Source organism: Streptomyces sp. NPDC021020, assembly GCF_044333285.1.
Classification (GTDB): Bacteria; Actinomycetota; Actinomycetes; order Streptomycetales; family Streptomycetaceae; genus Actinacidiphila.
Genome location: NZ_JBIRQQ010000005.1, coordinates 379,817 through 400,697, shown reverse-complemented (window position 1 = coordinate 400,697; position 20,881 = coordinate 379,817). Strand labels below are relative to the sequence as shown.

11 protein-coding genes and 1 riboswitch are annotated in these 20,881 nt (G+C 72.9%); of the genes, 6 read left to right on the top strand and 5 right to left on the bottom strand.

Annotated features, from left to right (window positions below; all coding sequences use genetic code 11):
• The first annotated feature begins 53 nt into the window (after positions 1 to 53).
• Positions 54 to 1,628, top strand: a complete 1,575-nt coding sequence (locus ACH4SL_RS17015; RefSeq protein WP_398446055.1) for a DUF5691 domain-containing protein — start codon at positions 54 to 56, stop codon at positions 1,626 to 1,628.
• Positions 1,629 to 1,931: 303 nt separating this feature from the next.
• Here ACH4SL_RS17015 and ACH4SL_RS17010 read toward each other — a convergent pair whose 3' ends face one another.
• Together ACH4SL_RS17010 and ACH4SL_RS17005 are read right to left on the bottom strand one after the other, a co-directional pair.
• Positions 1,932 to 3,359 (bottom strand): FAD-dependent monooxygenase, encoded by a 1,428-nt coding sequence (locus tag ACH4SL_RS17010; protein WP_398446053.1) that lies wholly within the window; start codon positions 3,357 to 3,359, stop codon positions 1,932 to 1,934.
• Between the two features lie 269 nt (positions 3,360 to 3,628).
• Positions 3,629 to 4,036 carry a cobalamin B12-binding domain-containing protein gene (locus ACH4SL_RS17005; protein ID WP_031516380.1) on the bottom strand — a complete coding sequence of 136 codons (408 nt, stop codon included), beginning with the start codon at positions 4,034 to 4,036 and terminating at the stop codon, positions 3,629 to 3,631.
• Between the two features lie 401 nt (positions 4,037 to 4,437).
• Here ACH4SL_RS17005 and ACH4SL_RS17000 point away from each other — a divergent pair, with 401 nt between their 5' ends.
• Together ACH4SL_RS17000 and ACH4SL_RS16995 are read left to right on the top strand one after the other, a co-directional pair.
• Positions 4,438 to 5,385 (top strand): esterase/lipase family protein, encoded by a 948-nt coding sequence (locus ACH4SL_RS17000; protein ID WP_398446050.1) that lies wholly within the window; start codon positions 4,438 to 4,440, stop codon positions 5,383 to 5,385.
• Positions 5,386 to 5,524: 139 nt separating this feature from the next.
• Positions 5,525 to 7,009 (top strand): M23 family metallopeptidase, encoded by a 1,485-nt coding sequence (locus ACH4SL_RS16995; protein ID WP_398446048.1) that lies wholly within the window; start codon positions 5,525 to 5,527, stop codon positions 7,007 to 7,009.
• A gap of 78 nt (positions 7,010 to 7,087) precedes the next feature.
• Here the strand turns inward: ACH4SL_RS16995 and pcrA are convergent, their stop codons facing one another.
• The gene (gene pcrA / locus ACH4SL_RS16990) at positions 7,088 to 9,541 is read right to left on the bottom strand and encodes a DNA helicase PcrA (protein ID WP_398446046.1); all 2,454 of its coding nucleotides are present in this window, start codon (positions 9,539 to 9,541) and stop codon (positions 7,088 to 7,090) included.
• 198 nt (positions 9,542 to 9,739) lie between these two features.
• Here pcrA and ACH4SL_RS16985 point away from each other — a divergent pair, with 198 nt between their 5' ends.
• From ACH4SL_RS16985 to ACH4SL_RS16975, 3 genes are all read left to right on the top strand, one after another.
• Complete coding sequence (locus ACH4SL_RS16985; protein WP_398446044.1) at positions 9,740 to 10,870, top strand: NlpC/P60 family protein; 1,131 nt, start codon at positions 9,740 to 9,742, stop codon at positions 10,868 to 10,870.
• 164 nt (positions 10,871 to 11,034) lie between these two features.
• Positions 11,035 to 11,192: riboswitch (cyclic di-AMP (ydaO/yuaA leader) on the top strand.
• Positions 11,193 to 11,198: 6 nt separating this feature from the next.
• On the top strand, positions 11,199 to 12,239 hold the full coding sequence (locus ACH4SL_RS16980; protein WP_398446042.1) for an NlpC/P60 family protein: 1,041 nt from the start codon (positions 11,199 to 11,201) through the stop codon (positions 12,237 to 12,239).
• A 342-nt stretch (positions 12,240 to 12,581) separates the two neighbouring features.
• The gene (locus ACH4SL_RS16975; RefSeq protein ID WP_398446040.1) at positions 12,582 to 13,682 is read left to right on the top strand and encodes an NlpC/P60 family protein; all 1,101 of its coding nucleotides are present in this window, start codon (positions 12,582 to 12,584) and stop codon (positions 13,680 to 13,682) included.
• A 53-nt stretch (positions 13,683 to 13,735) separates the two neighbouring features.
• On the opposite strand, the gene ACH4SL_RS16970 is transcribed toward ACH4SL_RS16975, so the two are convergent.
• Positions 13,736 to 14,356, bottom strand: coding sequence for a hypothetical protein (locus ACH4SL_RS16970; protein ID WP_398446038.1), 621 nt, complete (start codon positions 14,354 to 14,356; stop codon positions 13,736 to 13,738).
• A gap of 28 nt (positions 14,357 to 14,384) precedes the next feature.
• Positions 14,385 to 20,771, bottom strand: coding sequence for an RHS repeat-associated core domain-containing protein (locus ACH4SL_RS16965; RefSeq protein ID WP_398446036.1), 6,387 nt, complete (start codon positions 20,769 to 20,771; stop codon positions 14,385 to 14,387).
• Between the last annotated feature and the right edge of the window lie 110 nt (positions 20,772 to 20,881).

Genomic DNA, 20,881 nt, shown 5'->3' with positions numbered 1-20,881 from the left:
CACGGGGCAACCGCACCGACAAGGACGACCGCCCACCGCGAGGAGGCAAGCGCATGGAGATGGCGTGGGACGACCTCATCGGCATCGCACTGCTCGGCACCGAGCGGCGCCGCCCGGCCGGGGTCGTAGGTGACGCGGCCGAGGCCGCGTCGAGCCTGCTGGACGCCGCCGCGGCCGGTGTCGTACGGCGGCGCGCCGGACTGCTGCCGGGTACGTCCGGTCCGCGGCCCAGGCCCGCCGCCCCGGACCGGCGGCCCGAACTGCCGCCCGCCGCCCGCCGGCGGCTCGCCACGCTCCTCACCGACCGCTCCGGCGGCGGTGGCGGCAACCGGCGCGGCGCCGCCCCCAACCTCGCCGAGCTGCTCCCCCAGTGGCTCGCGGCCGCCTGCCGCGAGGGCTACGCCGTACCGCCCGAGCTGCTGCCCGCGCTGCTGGACGTGGCCCGGGCCCGTACGGACCTGCGGGCCGACGCACTCGCCTTCGCCGGGCCCCGCGGCCGGTGGCTCGCGCAGCTCAACCCGGATTGGGCGTACGCGCTGCGCGCGGGCGCGGCAGCGGTGCCCGCGGCGACGGAGCAGGACCAGGAGGAGGCCGCGCGGCTGTGGGAGGAGGGGCTGTTCGCCGAGCGGGTCGCGCTGCTCGCCCGGCTGCGGACGACCGCCCCCGACACCGGGCTCGCACTCCTCGCGGCGACCTGGAAGAGCGAGCGCGCCGAGGACCGGCTGATGTTCCTCGACTCGCTGCGCACCGGGCTCTCCGCGGCGGACGAGACCTTCCTCGAACAGGCGCTGTCCGACCGCAGCCGCAACGTACGGGCGACAGCGGCGGAACTGCTCTCCGCGCTCCCGGAGTCCGCGCTCGCCGCACGCATGGCCGTACGCGCCCGCACCTGCGTGTCGCTCGGCCCCGAGGGCATCGTCGTGGAGGCACCCTACGAGTGCGACGCCGCGATGGAGCGGGACGGCGTCGCCCCCCGGCCCCCGAACGGCCGCGGCGAACGCGCGTGGTGGCTCGGACAACTGGTCGACGCGGCGCCGCTGTCCCTGTGGTCCGCACGGTTCGGCGGCCGCCGCGCCGAACAGATCGTCGCCCTGCCCGTGCTGGACGACTGGCAGCCCGACCTGCATGCCGCCTGGTGCCGGGCCGCCGTCCGGCAGCGCAACGCCGTCTGGGCGCGGGCCCTTCTCGGACCGCCGCCCGCGCCCGCCGCACCCGCCGTCGCCATCGGCGACCCGGCCAAGCTCCTCTCCATACTCCCCGCCGCCGAACGAGCGGACTGGGTCGCGTCCTTCGTCGCCGCGCACGGCCTCTCCGAGGCCTTCCAGATGCTCGGGGTGTGCGCCGTCCCGTGGGCCGCGCCCCTCGGCCGCGCGGTGGTCGACGCGCTCGACATCGCGCGGGACGCGGGCAGCTATCCCTGGAGCTTCAGCGGTGTCATGGGCCTCGCTGAGCGCTGCCTCGACCCGGCGGGGGCCGAGCAGGTCGCTCTCCTCGCCGCGGCCGGCGAGGAAGCGGTTGACGGCGCGCCGGGTGCCTCCGCGTACTGGGCCGAGGCCTTCCAGCGCCTCGCCGGCACACTTCGCTTGCGCGCCGCCATGCTCTCTGAGCTCCGACCGCTCGGGGCTTGAGTTGCGCGTGCGGCTTCCCGCCTCGGGGGGTACCCGCGCCTAACGGCGCGGGGTTTGCCCACCCGCACCACCCGTGCGGGTAAGACGTCGGCTATCCGTCCACCAGTGGGACCGCACCACCATCGGCGGCGAGCCCGCCGTACAACCCAGAGGGGGACGATCCGGGGGTGCCCCCGGAGGAATGCGCACGCAAGACCCGCCACCTACCCCATGACGTCAGACGCGCATTCCGAGGAGGTACCCCCGGAGTGGCACCCGACCCCACCCACGCACGGAGTGCGCGATGCCCCGCCGGGTAACCCCTCACAGCGTCGGCGCGCCGAACCACCGTTCCAGCGGCGCGCGCAGCGCGGATTGCTCGGTGCCGAGCCACGCCACGTGGCCGTCGGGGCGTAGGAGCAGCGCCGGGGACGGGAGGAGGGCGCGCTCCGTGGGGACGAGGTCGACGCGGTCGGACCAGCCGGTCACCGAGAGGGAAGCCGTGGAGTCGAGGAGGACACCGCGCCCCGACCTCATGCGCTCGTAGAGCCGGCCGCCGGGAAGCGGGAGGTCCCGCATCCTCCGGCCGAGCAGGCCCGCCTCGTCGTCGCCGAGGTCGTACCGGACCCCCACCGCCGTAGCGAGGCCCGTCATATACGCGTTGACGTCCTCGAAGTCCATGAGCCGCGACAGCAGCCCCCGCAGCGCGACCGCGCCCGGCTCGGTGCCGAGGAGCATGATCTGGGCGCGGGTGTTGTCGAGGAGGGCCGCGCCCACCGGGTGCCGCTCGGCCTCGTAGGAGTCGAGCAGGCCCTCGGGCGCCCGGCCCGCGACCTGCGCGGCGAGCTTCCAGCCGAGGTTGAACGCGTCCTGCACGCCGACGTTGAGGCCCTGCCCGCCGGTCGGCGGGTGGATGTGCGCGGCGTCGCCGGCGAGGAGGACGCGGCCGACCCGGTAGCGCTCGGCCTGCCGGGTGGCGTCGGTGAAGCGGGAGAGGAAGGTCGGGGAGTGCGCCCCGAAGTCCGTGCCCGCGTACGCGCGCAGCCGGGCGCGGAATTCGTCGAGGGTGGGGGCCGCCCGGTCCTCCGAGACGGACTCGGCGGGCACGATGATGCGGTATTCCCCGCCCCCGAGCGGGTGCGCGCCGAAGCGCAGCTGCGTCTTGCGGACCTCCGCGACGACGGCGGCGATCGTCTCGGGCTCCTCCGTGAGCGTCATGTGCCCGAGCAGTGTCTCGACGGTCGCGGGCTCGCCGGGGAAACCGACGCCGACGGCCTTGCGGACGGCGCTGCGCCCGCCGTCGCAGCCGACGGCGTACCGCGCCCGCACCCGCGTACCGTCCGCGAGCCCCACCGCGACACCGTCCTCGTCCTGCTCCACGCCGGTGACCTCGCTGCCGAAGCGGATCTCCGCGCCGAGGCGCTCCGCGTGTTCGCGCAGCAGCCGCTCGGTGGCGGGCTGCGAGACGGCCAGGCCGTAGGGGTGGGCGGTGTCGAGGGTCGCGGGCCAGTCCTTGTGGATGCCGCCGAAGAAGCCGCCGACCTGGAATTTCTCGCTGATGGCGAGAAAGCGGTCGAGCAGGCCGCGCTGGTCCATGATCTCGACGCTGCGGGTGTGCAGCCCCTGCCCGCGGGGCTGGTCGACCGGTCCGGGTGTCCGCTCCAGGACGAGCACGCGTACGCCGTACAGCCGCAGCTCGCCGGCCAGCATGAGGCCGGTGGGCCCGGCGCCGATCACGATCACGTCAGTCATTCGGTATTGCCCGTTCGCCGAGGGTGCATTCCGATCCGCGGCGCGCCGGCCGGGAAATCCGCGTTTCCGCAGCCCACAGCACCTCGGGCCGGTCATTGTGCGGTATCGGACGGGCCTTGCCGCAAGCCCCCCTGTGCGCTATAAGTTAAGAGTGGCAAGGAAAGTACGACGTCCTTGCCGCTATTTTTTTGCCCGCCCCGCGGCATTCCGGGACGGGCAATGGGGCGCGGCCGGCGCGCCCCGCACACCTACGGCAGGCAGCGCAGCGCCTACGCCGCGGTCGCGACGTTCGCGGTGACCCATTCGACGACGTCGCCGGTCGGCGTCCCGGGAGTGAAGATCGCGGCGACGCCGAGCGCCTTGAGCGGGGCGATGTCGGCCTCGGGGATGATGCCGCCGCCGAAGACGGTGATGTCCGCGGCGTCGCGCTCCTTGAGGAGTTCGACGACCTTGGCGAAGAGGGTCATGTGGGCGCCGGAGAGGATGGACAGGCCGATCGCGTCGGCGTCCTCCTGGATGGCGGTGTCGACGACCTGCTCGGGCGTCTGGTGGAGGCCGGTGTAGATGACCTCCATGCCGGCGTCCCGGAGGGCGCGGGCGATGACCTTGGCCCCGCGGTCATGGCCGTCGAGCCCCGGCTTGGCGACCACCACGCGGATCGGACCGGACACACCCATCTCTGCCTCCATGCGTACGCGGCCCCCGCGCCGACCCGTCCGGCCGCCCGTGGACCGCACTGTGCGCGAACCGTGTGAACGAACGTTATCTCCACCCTCCGCCGGGCGTCAGTTTTACGGACGGCACCGAGGGGGAAATCACACAGTGGGACACATTCCCCGCAAGGTCGGGCCGGTGGGGCCGCGAGCGGGCACGGGACGCGCCCGGGCGGTACGCCGACTCGTCTGGTTCTGAGGAGCCGCTGTCAGGACGCCGCATTGCCGCGCTCCCAGCCGCAGGGCGCGGCGGTGCGGCATCCGCGGAATCGCCCGCGGGCACCCCGCGGACGCCCGCCCGAGCGGCGGTTTCTCCGGTGCGTGCCCGGGTCGGTGCGGATCCGGGCCGCGACGGGAGGTGGGCCATGGCCGGCCCCGACGGCACGGACAGTTCCGACCGCCCGAACAGCCCGAACGACCCCGACCCCTACCCCGACCCCACGAACGACCCCGACCACCCCGACCACCCGGCAAGCCGCCTGTGGCACAGCGTGGGCCTGGCCAGGGCCACCGCCGCCGACCTCGCGGTGCTGGCCCGCCACCTGGTGCTCTACCCCACCGGCATGCTCCCCGAGCACGAGCACGAGCACGAGGCCGAGAACCAGCACGGGCACGAGCTCCCGTCCGCCCGGGAGAGCGACCCCGCGAGCACGCACGGCCACGTCCGCGGTACGGCGGCGGCGAGGGGGCGCCCGCCCGTCCTCCTCCTGCACGGCTTCGTCGACAACCGCTCCACCTTCTCCGTCCTGCGCCGCTCGCTGCACGAGCACGGCTGGCCGCAGGTCCAGGGGCTGAACTACTCGCCGCTGATCGGCGACATCCGCACGGCCGCGGAGATGCTGGGCCGCCATGTGGAGGAGGTGTGCGCGCGGAGCCACCGCCGCCGGGTGGACGTGGTGGGGCACAGCCTGGGCGGTCTGATCGCCCGCTACTACGTCCAGCGGCTCGGCGGCGACCACCGCGTCCGCACGCTGGTCACGCTGGGGACACCGCACGCGGGCACGCGCGCGGTGCCGGTGCTCGCGCCGCACCCGATCATCCGGCAGTTGCGGCCGGGCTCCGAGGTGCTCCAGGAACTCGCCGCGCCGTCACCCGGGTGCCGGACGCGGTTCGTGGCCTTCTGGAGCGATCTGGACCAACTGATGATCCCGGCGGAGGCGGCCCGGCTGGTCCATCCGGATCTGCCGGCGGAAAACGTCAAGGTCAGCGGCGTGGGCCATCTGGCCCTGCCGGTGCACGGCACCGTGGTGGCGGAGATCCGCAGGGCGCTGCTGGGCGCCGGTCCGCTGCGTCCGGCGATCGAGGCCGCATAACGGACACATAACGGTCGAATATCGACCGAACACCGGGCAAGGCGGACGTCACGCTCCGGGCAGAGATTGTCCCCGTCCCCTACCGGCGGCTACAGTCACCGCTGATTCTCCTGCTGCCGAGGCGAAAGAGAAGCTGGCGGTGAACGAACGTCACCCGTCGGGCCACACCCCCGACCACGACGCCTACCCGTACGACGCCTACTCCACGGGCGCCTACCAGGCTGTCGGCACCGCCTTCGCGGACGACACCGCGACCGGGACGTACGGCTACATCCCGCAGCAGGCCCCCGGCTACGGCTACGACCAGCCGCAGGCAGCCCAGGACGTGAGCTACGGCACCGGCTACGGGTACGGCTACGACCCGAACGCCCAGCAGCAGAGCTACGACCCGTACGCGTACCCCTCCGGGACGACGTACTACGACACGGGCACCTTCGACGCCACCCAGTTCGCGTCGTACGAGCAGCCCCAGGCGCAGCCGCAGGCCCAGCCCGGCCACCCGTCGCAGGACTGGGATTCGGGCGGCTACCCCGCGTACGGCTACGGCTACGGCTACGACGCGGGCGGCGACACCGGGATCTACGAGCAGTTCCCGCCGCAGCCCCAGCAGCCGCAGGCCCAGCCCCATGACCCGTACGCGGCGGCGAGCGGCTACGACGCCTACGCCCCGCAGCCCGGCCCGCAGCAGCACTACGGCTACGACGCGCCGGCCCCCGACCCGTACGGATACGCCGCGCCCGAAGCCGCGCAGCCCGCCGCGGACCCCGGCTCCGGCCTCGGCCCCGACCTCAGCGACCTCGACCTCGACGGGCTCGACGACCTCGGCGCGCCCACCGCCCCCTCCCCCGACGAGCGGCACGACTTCGCCGCCGACGGCCCCGACCCCGCCGCGCCCGCCGCCCGCAGCCGCCGCCGCAAGCCCGCGCGGCGCTCCGCGCTGCTCACCGTGGCGGTGCCGTCGGTCGCCGTGATGGGCGTCGCGGCGGTCGGCGCCGCGGCCGTGACCGGCGTGGGCGTGGCGCAGGACAGCGGCAAGGCGGACGCCGACGCGAGCGGCGGCAAGGCGCCCACCACCCAGCTCGACCGGCAGCTCGCCGGGGTGAGCGCGGACGCCAGCGACTTCGCCGACCGCGCGAGCCGCACCCAGGAGCGCATCGACCTCAAGGACCGGCAGGCCGCGGCCAAGAAGGCGGCCGAGGCCGAGGCGGCCCGCAAGGAAGCGCTGCGGCCGAAGTTCCTGCTGCCGGTCAAGCAGCACGGGCTCAGCGCGTACTTCGGGCAGTCGGGTGTGAACTGGATGTCGGTGCACACCGGCATCGACTTCCCGGTCATGGTCGGCACCCCGGTGATGGCGGTGACCGACGGCACGGTCCGCACCCAGTGGAACAGCTCCTACGGCAACATGGCCATCGTCACCGCGCCGGACGGCACCGAGACCTGGTACTGCCACCTGAGCAGCACGAAGATCCGCAGCGGCAAGGTGAAGGCGGGCACGGTGATCGCCTACTCCGGCAACACCGGCAACACCACGGGCCCGCACCTGCACCTGGAGGTCCGCCCGAACGGCGGCTCCCCCATCGACCCGCTGGCGTGGCTCCTGAAGCACGGCCTCGACCCGCGCTGAGGCCCGCGAGCCCGCAGGACCCGCAGGCCCGCGAAGCGCAAGCCCCGCGGACCCCGATCCCTGCGGCAACGACAACGGCTACAGCTTCTCCACCGGCGCGTACCGCAGCAGCAGCTGCTTGGGCCGCTCGTCGCCGAAGTCGATCGTCGCCTTCTCGTCACCCGGCCGGCCGGTCACCGCGATGACCGTGCCGAGCCCGAACTGGTCGTGCGTGACACGGTCGCCGACCGCGAGCGAGATGACCGGGCGGTCGGCCGCACCGCGCCGGGTCGCGAAGCCGCCCGCGCCGCGCCGCCCCGCGCCCGTGCCGGAGCCGAGGGTCGAGGAGAGGGACGCGGCCGCCTTGGAGGCCGGGCTGCCGCCCCCGCCGCCGGGGCCCTTGGCGTCGGAGCCGGTGCGCCGCCACTGGATGAGGGCGTCCGGGATCTCCTCCAGGAAGCGCGAGGGCGGGTTGTAGGCGGGCTGTCCCCAGGCGCTGCGCATCATCGACCGGGTCAGGTAGAGCCGCTCGCGGGCCCGTGTGATGCCGACGTACGCGAGCCGCCGCTCCTCCTCCAGCTCCTTGACCTGGCCCAGCGCCCGCATGTGCGGGAAGACGCCGTCCTCCATGCCGGTGAGGAAGACGACCGGGAATTCCAGGCCCTTGGCGGTGTGCAGCGTCATGAGGGTGATGACGCCGCCGGACTCGTCGTCGTCCGGGATCTGGTCGGAGTCGGCGACGAGGGCGACGCGCTCCAGGAACTCCGCCAGCGAGCCGGGCTCCTCCTCGCCGCGCTCCTGCTCGAACTCCAGGGCGACCGCGGCCAGCTCCTGGAGGTTCTCCACCCGGGTCTCGTCCTGCGGGTCGGTGGAGGCCTGCAGTTCGGCGAGATAGCCCGTGCGCTCCAGCACCGCCTCCAGGACGACGGCGGGGCCCGCGCCGGACTCGACGACGGTGCGCAGCTCGTCCATCAGCGTCGTGAAGCGCTTGACGGCGTTGGACGAGCGCGCCGCCATGCCGTACGCCTCGTCGACCCGGCGCAGCGCGGCGGCGAAGGAGATCTTCTCGCGGGCCGCGAGCGCCTCGACCATCGCCTCGGCGCGCTCGCCGATGCCGCGCTTGGGCACGTTGAGGATCCGCCGCAGCGGGACGCCGTCCTCGGGGTTGGCCAGCACGCGTAGGTACGCAAGGACGTCACGGACCTCGCGCCGCTCGTAGAAGCGCACGCCGCCGACGACCTTGTAGGGCAGGCCGACGCGGATGAAGACCTCTTCGAAGACACGGGACTGCGCGTTGGTGCGGTAGAAGACGGCGACGTCGCCGGGGCGGGCGTCGCCGGCGTCGGTGAGGCGGTCTATCTCGTCGGCGACGAACTGCGCTTCGTCGTGCTCCTGGTCGGCGGTGTAGCCGGTGATGACGGGGCCGTCGCCGGCCTCCGTCCACAGGTTCTTGGCGCGGCGGCCGGCGTTGCGCTCGATGACGGCGTTCGCGGCCGACAGGATCGTCTGGGTGGAACGGTAGTTCTGCTCCAGCAGGATCGTGCGGGCCTGCGGGTAGTCCTCCTCGAACTGGAGGATGTTGCGGATCGTCGCGCCGCGGAAGGCGTAGATCGACTGGTCCGCGTCACCGACGACGCACAGCTCCCCCGCCTCCTCGCCCGTCCCGACCAGCTCGCGCACCAGCGTGTACTGCGCGTGGTTGGTGTCCTGGTACTCGTCGACGAGGACGTGCCGGAAGCGCCGCCGGTAGTGGTCGGCGACGTCGGGGAATGCCTGGAGCAGGTTGACCGTCGTCATGATGATGTCGTCGAAGTCGAGCGCGTTGGCCTCGCGCAGCCGCGCCTGGTAGAGCGCGTACGCCTCCGCGAGCTTCTTCTCAAAACCGTTCTCGGCCTGCCCGGCGAAGGTCTCCTCGTCGACCAGTTCGTTCTTGAGGTTCGAGATCTTCGCGCTGAAGGACTTCGGCGGGAATTGCTTCGGGTCCAGGTCCAGGTCGCGGCAGACGAGGGCCATCAGGCGCTTGGAGTCGGCCGCGTCGTAGATGGAGAAGGACGACGTGAAGCCGAGCACCTTGGACTCGCGGCGCAGGATGCGCACGCACGCGCTGTGGAAGGTGGACACCCACATCGCCTTGGCGCGCGGGCCGACCAGCTCCTCCACCCGCTCCTTCATCTCGCCCGCGGCCTTGTTGGTGAAGGTGATCGCGAGGATCTCGCCGGGGTGGACGTGCCGCGCGGCGAGCAGGTGGGCGATGCGGTGGGTGAGCACCCGGGTCTTGCCGGAGCCCGCGCCGGCGACGATGAGCAGCGGCCCGCCGGCGTGCTCGACGGCGGCGCGCTGCTGCTCGTTGAGCCCTTCGAGGAGTTGCGCGGGGTCGGTGGCGGGGCGCGGGGCGCCGTTGCGGTAGTACGCGTCGCGCTCGCCGGCCGGGGCGCCGCCGCCGGATTCCAGGTCCTCCGGGGGCGGCGGGGCGTCCGGGTCGGCGGGCTCGGGGGCCACGTGCAGACCGGACTGGAGGCCGGCGAGGAAGTCGTCGTCAAAGAGGCTGCTCATCGCCTCCCGAGTCTAGAGGCCCGTACTGACAGCGACGTCCGGTTCGGCCCCTTTCCCCGTAGCGCGCGAATCACACTCGGTGAGAATCAGAATTGATTACGAAAAGGTATCGGGGCCAACCGGACACCGGCCTTCCCCTCGCTGCGGCACTTGGTTACGGTGCCGCACCAGGCAGCGTCCGAAAGGAGTCCGTCGGGCATGGCGACACACCGCAAGTCCCGCACCGCGATACTCAGCAGCCCGGGGCCGCGTACGGCCGTGGGGCTGACGACCGCCGCGCTGGCCACGATGACCATCTTCGCGGAGGCGGCGAGCGCCGCGCCCGAGGCCCCGTCGCCGCAGCCCTCGATCGCCGAGGTGAAGGCGAAGGTGGACGCCCTCCAGCACGACGCGGAGGTGGCCACCGAGAACTACAACGGGATCAAGGAAGCCACCAGCCAGCAGAACACCAAGGTCAACACGCTGCTGACGCAGGCCGCCCAGAAGACGCAGACGCTGAACGAGTCCCGCCGGCAGCTGGGCATCTACGCCGCCGCGCAGTACCGCAGCGGCGGCGACGACTCCACCGCCACCTACCTGCTCGCCGCCAGCCCGCAGGACCTGCTGGACCAGCGGCACCTGACCGACCTGTTCGGCAAGCGGCAGAAGGCCGCCGTCGAGGACTTCCGGGTGCAGCAGGCCGACGCGACCCAGAAGCGCATCCAGGCCGCGCAGGCCCTCCAGACGCTCACCGCGAAGCAGGCGCAGCTCAAGACCGCCAAGGCCGATGTCGCGAAGAAGCTGGGCGCCGCGCAGCAGCTCCTCAACAGCCTGACCGCGCAGGAGAAGGCGCGGCTCGCGGCCCTGGAGAAGAAGCAGGAGGAGGAGGCGGCGCGCAAGGCCGCCGCGATCGCGAAGCAGGAGCAGGCGAAGAAGGACGCGGCGGCCAAGCAGGCCCAGCAGGCCGGCTCCACCACCTCGACCTCCTCCGCCGCGAACAGCTCGCTCGCCGACAAGGCCATCGCGTTCGCCCGCGCCCAGATCGGCGAGCCGTACGTGTGGGGCGCGACCGGCCCCGGCTCGTGGGACTGCTCGGGCCTGACGCAGGCGGCGTACAAGGCGGCGGGCGTGACGCTGCCGCGTACCACCGGCGAGCAGGTCAACGTCGGCACCCGGGTGTCGCAGTCCGACATGGAGCCGGGCGACCTGGTCTTCTTCTACAGCGACCACAGCCACGTCGGCATCTACATCGGCGGCGGGAACATGATCCACGCGCCGCACACCGGCACCGTCGTGAAGATCGCGCCGATCACCGAGATGCCCATCTACGGCGTGGTCCGCCCGTACTGACCGACGTCGGGGAACGTTGACCGGCGTCATGGCGCACGGTCACGAACCGTAAGATCACAAAGCGATTTCGGTCACGTTCCGATCCAAACTTCCCAGACCCGGGAGAGTTTGGCTACGGTAGCCCGCTAGGCGATACGTTCTCCGCCGGTGACCGCACCGGCAGCGTCTCACCTCCGCTCAATCCGGCCCAGGCCGGAACCGGGGACCCACCAAGCACAGTTGGGGTGAATCGGACACGGTGCCGCGAGGCGCCGGACCGTAGGGCCAACCTTCCCGGCCCGAACCCGTCAGCTAACCCGGTCGGCGGTTCACGGAAGGAGTCGCCTTCGTGGCGTCGCACCGCAAGCCGCGTCAGAGCCTGCTGGCCGTCACCGCCCCGCGCGCGGCGGTCGGGGTCACGGCCGCGGCTCTTGCCTCCGTCACCCTGCTCAGCGAGAGCGCCAGTGCCACGCCCGCCAAACCGAAGCCCACCATCGCCGAGGTCAAGCAGCAGATCGACACCCTCAACGAGCAGGCCGAGGTGGCGACGGAGGCCTACAACCAGGCGGTGGAGAACACCAAGACGCAGCGCGACAAGACCAACACGCTGCTGGGCGAGGTCGCCCGGAAGACCGAGCAGATGAACGCCACCCGGCAGCTGCTGGGCCAGTTCGCGAGCGCGCAGTACCGCGACGGCGGCATCGACCCGACCGTCCAGCTGCTGCTGTCCAGCGACCCGACCGCCTTCCTGGAGCAGTCGCACACGCTCAACCAGCTGTCGGCGAGCCAGACCGCGGCGCTGAAGAACTTCCAGATCCAGCAGGAGCAGGCCTCCATCAAGCGGGCGCAGGCCACCGCGAGCCTCGCCCAGCTCACCACCGCGCAGCAGCAGCTCGCGACGCAGAAGAAGACGATGGAGACCAAGCTCGCCGCGGCGCAGAAGCTGCTCAACAGCCTCACCGCCCAGCAGCGCGCCCAGGTCGCGAACATCCACAAGGGCTCGTCGTCCAAGAGCGACTACACCTACTCCGGCCCCGCGAGCGGCCGTGCCGCCGCCGCGATCCAGTTCGCCCTCGCGCAGCGCGGCAAGCCGTACGTGCGCGGCGCGACCGGCCCCGGCTCGTACGACTGCTCCGGGCTCACCCAGGCCGCCTTCCGCGCGGCGGGCGTGACCCTCGGGCGCACCACTCAGGACCAGATCCACGACGGGGTGGCCGTCTCGAAGGCCGATCTGCGGCCCGGCGACCTGGTCTTCTTCTACTCCGGCAACTCGCATGTCGGCATCTACCTCGGCAACGGCCAGATCGTGCACGCCCCGCACACCGGCGCGGTCGTCGAGGTCGCCCCGATGAGCTGGATGCCCTTCTCCCAGGCGCGCCGGGTCGCCTGACCCCGGCGCCCGCGCGGCCTCTCCTCCGCAGCCTGACCGCGCCCCTGCCCGTACGTCGGTCGTACGGATCCGGGGCATCCGGTCAGGCTGCGGGCATATGCGGGCGGGTCACCCGTCGAACGGCGGTCGAAAGCGCGCAGAGGTGACCGGATGAGGCCAATCCCGGTCAACGCGCCCCTTTCCCGCCCCCGGCGGGTCTAGCGTCGCTCCTCAGGTGGCCGACACCCCACTGCCGTCCCGGCTCGTGGACGGCACTCGGCCACCCCCGCCGAAGGCCCGGCGGCGCCCTGACCCCCCGTGCAGGCGCCGCCGGGCCGTTCCCTGGAAGGAGTGACGGCCGCGATGGCCTCACACAGTCCCGCCGGCAGTCCCACCGGCCCCGCCGCGCACCGCAGGCGCCCTCCTTTAGCCGGCGGTCCCTCCGCGGCCACCAAACGGGTCGGTGTCACCCTGGCCCTCGCCTCGGCCGCCTCCGTGACCCTGCTCGGCGAGGCCGCGCACGCCGAGCCACAGCTCACCCCCGACCAGGTACGCGCCCAGGTCGCGACGCTCTACCAGCAGGCGGAGCAGGCCACGCAGGAGTACGACGGCGCCACGGAGCAGGCCGACCGGGCGAACTCCGCGGTCACCGCCCTCCAGGACGAGCTGGCCCGCAAGACCGCCGCCCTCAACACCACGCGGGACGCGCTCGGCAGCCTCGCCGCCGCCCAGTACCGCACCGGCGGCATCGACCCGCTGCTGCAGCTCGCCCTCAGCTCCTCCCCGAGCACCTACCTGGAGCGCGCCGCCTTCCTCGACCAGGCCGGCACCCGCCAGTCCGTGACGCTGCGCCAACTCGCCTCCCAGCAGCGCGACATCGCGAGCACCCGCGCGCAGGCCACCGACAAGCTCGCCGCCCTGCGCACCGCGCAGGCCGCCGTCGCCGCCCACCGCCGCACCGTCACCGGCAAGCTCGCCGCCGCCCAGGCGCTGCTGGCCCGGCTGACCGCCGCCCAGCGCGCGGCCCTCGCGGCGGACGACGGCCCCCCGGCGCAGGACACCGCCCCCGCGCACGGCACCGCCCCCGCGCCGCTGCCCGCGGTCGCGGCCCCCTCGCCGCGCGCCGCCCGCGCCGTGGCGTTCGCCTACCAGGCGCTCGGCCTGCCGTACGTGTGGGGCGCGACGGGCCCGCGCGCGTACGACTGCTCCGGCCTGACGCAGGCGGCGTGGAAGGCGGCGGGTGTGTCGCTGCCGCGCACCACGTACACCCAGATCAACGCGGGCCCGCGCATCTCGCGCGACCAGCTCCAGCCCGGCGACCTGGTCTTCTTCTACTCGGGTGTGAGCCACGTCGGCATCTACATCGGCGGCGGGAAGATGATCCACGCACCGCACCCCGGCTCGACGGTGCGGATCGCGCCGATCAGCGAAATGCCTTTCGCGGGCGCGGTCCGCCCCAGCTGAACCGGGGTGCGGCCGTGACAGGTGGGCCCCGCGGCACCGCGGGGCCCACCGCGCTACACGGGCGGCCTCACCTCCGCGGGCGTCACGTACAGCCCGGGGCCCTTCGTCCCGACGGCCCGGCCGAGCGCCGGCCGCCACAGGACGACGCCGTGCTCCCGCTCCCACCGCCGGGTGCTGCGCGTCCCGACCGCGAACACCGCGAAGAGCAGCGGCAGCAGCAGCACGAGGAGCGGCACATGCAGCCGCCAGACGCCGAACAGCGCGAGCAGCACGCCGACCAGCCCCGTCACGGCGGCGTCGAGGGCGAGCCGGCGCCGGACGGCGTCCCGCCCCTCGTGGTCGCGCCGCACGGCCGGCGGCGCCTGGAGCGGTACCGCCGCCGCGTAGCCCTCGGCCAGCGAACGCCGGGTCTTCTGCCTGAGCTGCGCCCACGGCACGACGACCAGGAAGACGCCCAGCAGGACCAGCTGGCCGGTCAGGTTGAAGGTCTCCCAGTCCTGCTCCTGGCTGCCGACCGACAGTGCCACGGCGAGGCCCGCCGCGGTGCCGGCCACGCACCCGGCGGTCATCCACCGGGCGTGCGCCACCAGCGGCACCAGGAACCGCTGCCGCCCGTGCGGCAGTTCTGCCGCCGCGGCCGTCACCGGTCCACCTCCTGCGCTGTCGCCGGACATTCCGTGTTCTCCTTCGTCCTCACCGCGCTCATCCGAAGAGCCCACCGAGTTTCTTGAGTCCCTTCGCGACCCCGCCGACCCCCTTGACGACGCCGCCGGCCACCGAGGTCCCTATCTTGTTCGCCACCTTCCCGACGGGTGTCGCCGCCAGTTTGGGGGCGAATCCGATGCCGGTGAAGATGAGCAGCGCCTGCACGGAGGACTTCACACACGCGGTGCCGAATCCGTTACGGCAGTTGTAGTACGCCTGGTAGCCGTTGGCCACGATCTGGATGCCGGTGTAGACGGCGATGGCCGTCGCGCCGCACGCCGCGCCGCCCTCGGGGCCCACGATCGAGCAGAAGAGCAGCCCTCCGGCGGCCACCGCGATGGCCGCGTTGGACGCCGCGTTGAGCTTGTCCGCGACGTCGTTCTTGTGCGGCATCTTGACGGCGTCCTTGCACTGCGCCGCCGAACTGCCGCCGTCCAGGCACTTGCCGAACTGCTGGATCTGCGCCGAATACTTGCCGCCCGCGCTGTCCATCCAGTTCCGGAACGTCTTGTCGTCCAGGTTGCCGCCGCCGGTGTACCCGAGGTTCTTGCGCAGCCAGTCCTGCGTCTTGCTGTCGACGGAACTGCCGCCGCTGTTGCTGCCCTTGGTGTGGTAGGAGGCGCTGGTGGCGGTGTGGGTCGCGCCCTTGTGGCTCCGGGCGTCCTGCTCCTTCTCCTTCTGGGTGCGGTGGTCGCCGCCGTCGCCCTTGCCCTTGCTCGGGGTGTGCGGGCAGGCCGGCTCGTCGCCGAAGCCGCAGGCCAGGCCGTCGCCGGTGGGGTCGGCGAAGGTGACGGGGTTGTCCGCGCCGTACGCGTAGCCGTTGAGGGTCTGGGGTTTGTCCGTCTCCAGTTTCGGGTCGGTGCTCAGGAAGCGGCCGGTGAGCGGGTCGTACTGCCGGTCGCCGACCTGGGTGAGGCCGCTGCCGGGGTCGGCCGGGGCGCCGAGGAAGCCCTTGTCGTCCGGCCAGTTCGCGGGGCTGCTGCCGCGCGAGGAGCCGAACGGCGTGGTGTAGCGCGTGCTGACGGCCTGGGTGGTGCCGTCCAGGGCGATGCCCGCGGTGCCGTGGTCGTCGGAGGCGATCCAGCTCAGCTGCGGCACCCCCGGCTCGGTGGTGCGCTCCGCGACGACCTGGCCGTCCGCGCCCTCGGTGTACTGCCGTACGCCCCAGGTCGTGGCCTTGCCGTCGGCGCCCTTGCGGGAGTGCAGTTCGGTGGCGCCGAGGTAGAGCACGCTCTCCCCGTCACCGCTGGTGGCGTGGCGGACGAGCAGGTCGTCGTCGGCGTCGTAGAGGTAGCCCGCCGCGTCGGTGCCCTCGGCGGAGGTGGCGAGGTCGCCCTCGGTGTTCCAGGTGAGCGACTGCCCGGCGGTGCCCGCGACAGGGCGGGTGAGGGTGTTGCCGTCCTTGTCGTAGGTGTACGTGTCGGCCGCGCCCGTGCAGCTGCCGCTGGTGACGGTGCTGGTCAGGGTGTGCGGCTGGCTCGGCTTGCCGTAGCAGTAGGTGGTGGTGCCGGTGCTGCCCGCCGCGGTGCGCTCGGTGTCGCTGGTGCGCAGCCCGCCGTCGGTGTAGGCGTAGCTGCTGCTGTACGGCGCCGGTCCGCCGAGTCCGGCGGTGGCGGCCGTGCCCGAGGTGCAGTCGCCGCCGGCCGGGGTCCAGGCGCTGGTCAGCCGCTGGTAGCCGTCGTAGCCGAAGCACTGGGTGTCGGCGGTGGTGGTGCCGCCGAGGGTGGCGGGGTTGCTGATCTTCGTGACGTCGCCGGCGGCGTCGTAGCTGTAGTGCAGGTCCATCGGCATCCACGCGTGCGTGTCGTCGGTGACGTAGCTGCGCAGCAGCCTGCCGGTGCCCTCCTCCCACTCGTTGTCGAGGTACGCCTGCTTGACGGTCGGCGAGGGGGAGACCCCGAGGGTCAGCTGCTCCGGCCGGGCGGTCTGCGAGTAGGCGGTGTCCAGCACGTAGCCGGACTTGCCGACCACCGTGTCGACGTTCCCGGTCGGGGTGTAGGTGTAGCTGACGTCCTCCTGCGGGAGCCCGGCGACGGCCGGTTCGCGGCTCCAGGCGAGGCTGCCGTCGACGTTGTAGCTCGCGGCGAAGCTGTAGGCGGCCTGCGCCGCCCCGGAGGTGACCAGGGGATCGGTCGGGTCCAGGCTCACGGTGCTGCCGGTGACGTGGTAGAGGCTGTCGTACGACGTGACCGCGTCGGTGTACTGCCTGCCGCCGTCGTAGCGGGTCGAGGTCGCCGGCTGGCCCTTGGCGACGGTGTCGTAGGTCCAGCTCGCCAGCCGGTTGGCGTCGCTGCGGTCGGTCTGCCACAGGCCGGTCCTGCGGCCGATCGCGTCGTAGCCGAACAGCTGCGTACGGCCCTCGGCGTCGGTGTCCGTGTCGACGTTGTCGACCGCGGTGTAGGTCGTCGTGGTGGTCCCGGCGTCCGGGTCGGTCGCCGACGTCTGGCGGCCGAAGAGGTCGTAGCCCCACGACCACACGGCCTTGTCGGGCCCGGTCACGGTGAGCTTGCGGTCGTCGGCGCCGTAGGTGTACGCGGTCGTGGTGTGCGCGGGCAGCGGCGCGGTGCCGCCGTAGTCGGCGTCGGAGTAGGAGCCGCCGGAGTATTCGCGCAGCTGCGTGGTCCGCCCGAGCGCGTCGGTCACGGTACGGGTGGCCGAGCCGCCGGCGGGCGCGCTGACGGCCGTGGAGTCACCGGTGTAGCTGGTGGTGGTGGTCCACTTCGGCACGCCGTAGACCAGCAGCTGGTCGGCCGTGGTGCGGCCGGCCGCGTCGAAGGTGAACTGGTGCTGGGTGGGCGTGCCGCCGTACTCGCCCCGGTCGTAGGTGCCGGTGGGCGCCGTGGAGCTGTCGTAGGTGTCGGCGTAGGTGGCGGTGACCAGGCCGCGCGAGTCGTAGCGGGTGTCGGTGAGCAGCCGGCCGCCGATCGGCGTCGGGGTCTGCTTCTGGACCGGCCGCAGCAGCGCGTCGTAGATGTCGTAGCTGGTGCTGCGGGTGTTGTTGAGCCCCAGGGTGGAGGTGGCGACGTACGACTGGGTCGCGTTGTCGACGTGGTAGGTGTAGGTGGTGTTGGCGCTCTCGCCGCCGCCCTTGCTGCGGTTGGGCAGCCAGACGCCGGTGAGCCGGCCGAGGCCGTCGTAGGTCAGCTCGGTGAGCTTGCCGTTGGCGTCGTAGATTTGCGTCTTCTGGCCGCGCAGCCGCTCCAGGACGGTGACGGTGGACTGCTTGGCCGCGTTGGTCTCGACGGTCTGGGTCGGGACCCCCGCGCCTGACGGCGTGTAGGCGGTGGTGTCGGTGTGCCCGGCGGCGTCGGTCGAGGACGTGGCGCGGCCCAGCGTGTCGAAGGCGGTCTTGGTGACGGTCTGCCAGCTCGTGGGCTTGCGGTCGCCGTTGCTGTCGGCGGTCGCCGGATACGCCGAGGCGCGGCCGGTCCAGGTGCCGTCGCCCTTGGTGGGGGTCTGGGCGGAGGTCCAGGTGGTGGCGGACGGGGTGTCGTAGACGGTGGCGGTGTCGGAGAGCACGTCGCCGGGCGTGCTGCTGTTCGCGGGCAGCGCCAGGGCGCTGTCGGCGGTGCCGCACGGCTTGCCGACGGTACGGGTCCTGGACACCAGCGCCGTCAGGCCGGCGCCGGGGTTGCGGGCGTACCAGGTGCGGGTGCAGGTCTCGTCGCCGCTCTTGGCGGTGTCGCCCGCGTCGTCCTCGCTGACGGCCATGCCGTAGGAGTCGTACGTGGTCGCGGTGGAGGTGGAGCGCCACGCCGACCGTGCGGTGAGCCAGGTGTAGTCGTACGTCTTGCCGGTGCGGACGTAGTAGGCCTCGGTGTCGGCGTACGACTTGTGCTGCGTCGCCGTCCGCGCCGACCACGGGTCGTTGACGGTCGCGGAGATCGCGGTGGCGCCGTCGTAGGTGACGGACTCACGGGTGAAGCCCGCGTACTGGTCGGCGTCGGTGACCGCGGGGATGCTCAGGCCGGCGACCGGCTGGCCCGTGACCGTGGCCGAGCGGGCGGCGCCGGACTTCCGCTTGTCGCCGTCCATGCCCTGGAAGTAGGTGGTGACGGTCTTCTCCCGGCCCGCCCCCGTGCCGAGGTAGTCGGTGACGGTGCGGTAGCCGCGCCAGATCGACCAGGTGCGCTCGTCCTCGGGGGTCAGCGGGCTGTCGTCGTGGTGCCACGCGGGGTCGGCGTATTCGTAGGAGTGCTCCTCCGGCTCGTTGTTGCCGGTCGGGTCCGCGGTGCTGACCGACAGCACACGGTATTTGTGGAACCAGTCCACCGAGGCGTCCGTGGCGCCGTTGACGTGCCAGTAGACCGGGTAGCACGCCATGGTGTCGTCGTCCTCGGCGGCCGGCATCTTCGACCCGCGGACGCAGTCGTCCGCCGTGGACATGGTGACGGTGGTGACCGCGCCCGTCTCCGAGGTGATGCCCTCCAGCCGCGGACGCGACAGCGGCAGGACGTTGTCGGTGGCGTCCACCCGGTTGGGCAGCTGCTGGTAGGTGAAGGACACCGGCTTGAGGGCGACGTTGCCCGCGCTGTTGCCGGTACGGGTGAGGGTGTCGAGGACGAGCGACTGGTCGGAGCTGTCGCCGATGTCGCCCGGGTCCAGGTACTTGTGCGTGAGCGCCCAGGTGTCGACGGGCGTGTAGGTGGTGCCGCTGCCCGACCACACCGACGTCTGCACCTGCGTCAGCCGCTTGCGGGTGAAGAAGGACGGGGCGACCGCCTTGCACGCGGTGTCGGAGGCGTTCGCGGCGCAGATCTGGTCGAAGGGCACGTCGGGCCAGCTCTGCGCGGTCTTCTCGGTCAGGCTGGAGCAGTCGGCGGCCAGGCAGCGCTCGGCGTAGCCGAAGTGCACCTGGTAGGGGGCGGTGGCGGTGAAGAGGGTGTCGGACCGCTGCCCGTAGAGGATGTGGTCGAGGTAGCCGCCGCGGGTGTAGGTGGCGTTGGCGGTGGTGGCCTTGTCCTTCTTGTAGGAGTTGGTCTCCGGGGTGTACCAGTACGTCTCGGCGTTGCCGTGCGTGTCCACGACGTAGTCCAGGTTCCACCGCCAGGCCTGCTGGTACCAGCGGTCGGCGAACGCGCTGCCCTTGGCGTAGCCGGGCTCGCCGGAGTCGTCGCCGAAGACCGGCACCGTCCAGACCGAGTTGGTGCGCTGGGTGCCGGCGCCGGGCAGCTTGTTCTGGCCGAAGACGTACTTCGTGCCGTCGCCGGTCGTCACCGTCCAGTACTCGCCCGCGCCGTCCACACTGTCGCCCTGGTCGCCGTTGTCGGCGCCGGTGGAGTGGGTGACGGTGGAGGCGTCGTCGTCGGCGAGCCGCCAGGTGCCGGTCGTGTCGTCCTTGACCAGCTCGGTGGCCCGGCCGTTGAGGACGAGCGAGGCGTTGTCGTACTTCCAGCACAGGTCGTAGACCTTGCTCTGGCCGTCCTCGTCGCAGGAGCCGTAGTTGCGGCCGATGTAGGACTCGGCGGTGTCGGTGAAGCCCGCGCCGACCTGGGAGCCCTGGTTGTTGCTGGTCGCGATCTGCCCGTCGATGCTGCCCGAGTCGTAGGCCAGCGACAGCGAGGGCGCCGGTCCTGCGGGCGCGGAGGGCACGTCCATGGCGTACGACCAGGAGTAGGACCCGGACGAGTCGCCCGCTGTCCAGGTCGCGGACGGCTCCAGCTTCGTGGCGGAGTAGTCGCCCGCCCCGTCGGTGGCCTCGCCGCCGGTGCCGTCCGCCGTGAGCGCGAGCACGGTCGGCGCGGCCGCGGCGGCGGTCCGCGGCAGCGCCGCCGAGACGGTCTGCGCGGCCACGTCGTTGGTGTCGTCCAGCGGCGTCTGCGTACGGCACTGCGGCTGCTGCGGGGTGGTCAGCGCGCAGGCCGGCAGCCGCACGAGCCGCAGCCGTCCGGACCAGCCGCCGCCGTACGCGGAGGCGAAGCCCCCGTAGCCGACCTGGACCCCGTCCGGCCGGGTGGTCCCCTGCCCGGTGACCGAGAGCAGGACGCCGGTGACGCCCGCGGCCCGGGTGGCCGCCCGGTCGGCGACCGTGACGGTGGCCGCCTGCGGGGCGCCGGCGGCGGCCCCCGCGGCGGTGACGGCGACGGGCAGTCCGCCGGCCGCCGCGGCGGCGGCGTGCCCGCCGGCCGCGCGGACCGCGACCGTGCCCGTACCGCCCGCGGGCCAGGACGCGTGCTGCTGGGTCAGGGCGCGGGCGGCCTGCGTGTCGTCGGCCTTGCGCTGCCGGGCGAAGGCGTCGCGCTGCTGCTGGGCGCCCAGCGCGACGGGGTGGGTCTTCGTGCTGTGCGGCTTCGGCACCGCGCTGCGGCCGAGCGGTCCGGCGTCCGCCGCCGCGGGGGCGGCGTTCAGCCCCAGCATCGGCACGACGACGGCCGCGGCGAGCACCGCGCATATCGTGCTGCCCCGCCACCACGCCGAACGGCGCGGCCCCCGGGGGCCATTCGGTGATCTCACGGAATCCCTTCCTGGACGAACCGCGTGCGGGCACGCGGACC

What these genes read in the sequence shown, in the direction of transcription:
- ACH4SL_RS17015 (WP_398446055.1), top strand. Translation starts at nt 54, where the DNA reads ATGGAGATGGCGTGGGACGACCTCATCGGCATCGCACTGCTCGGCACC.
- ACH4SL_RS17010 (WP_398446053.1), bottom strand. Translation starts at nt 3,359, where the DNA reads ATGACTGACGTGATCGTGATCGGCGCCGGGCCCACCGGCCTCATGCTG.
- ACH4SL_RS17005 (WP_031516380.1), bottom strand. Translation starts at nt 4,036, where the DNA reads ATGGGTGTGTCCGGTCCGATCCGCGTGGTGGTCGCCAAGCCGGGGCTC.
- ACH4SL_RS17000 (WP_398446050.1), top strand. Translation starts at nt 4,438, where the DNA reads ATGGCCGGCCCCGACGGCACGGACAGTTCCGACCGCCCGAACAGCCCG.
- pcrA (WP_398446046.1), bottom strand. Translation starts at nt 9,541, where the DNA reads ATGAGCAGCCTCTTTGACGACGACTTCCTCGCCGGCCTCCAGTCCGGT.
- ACH4SL_RS16985 (WP_398446044.1), top strand. Translation starts at nt 9,740, where the DNA reads ATGGCGACACACCGCAAGTCCCGCACCGCGATACTCAGCAGCCCGGGG.
- ACH4SL_RS16975 (WP_398446040.1), top strand. Translation starts at nt 12,582, where the DNA reads ATGGCCTCACACAGTCCCGCCGGCAGTCCCACCGGCCCCGCCGCGCAC.
- ACH4SL_RS16970 (WP_398446038.1), bottom strand. Translation starts at nt 14,356, where the DNA reads ATGTCCGGCGACAGCGCAGGAGGTGGACCGGTGACGGCCGCGGCGGCA.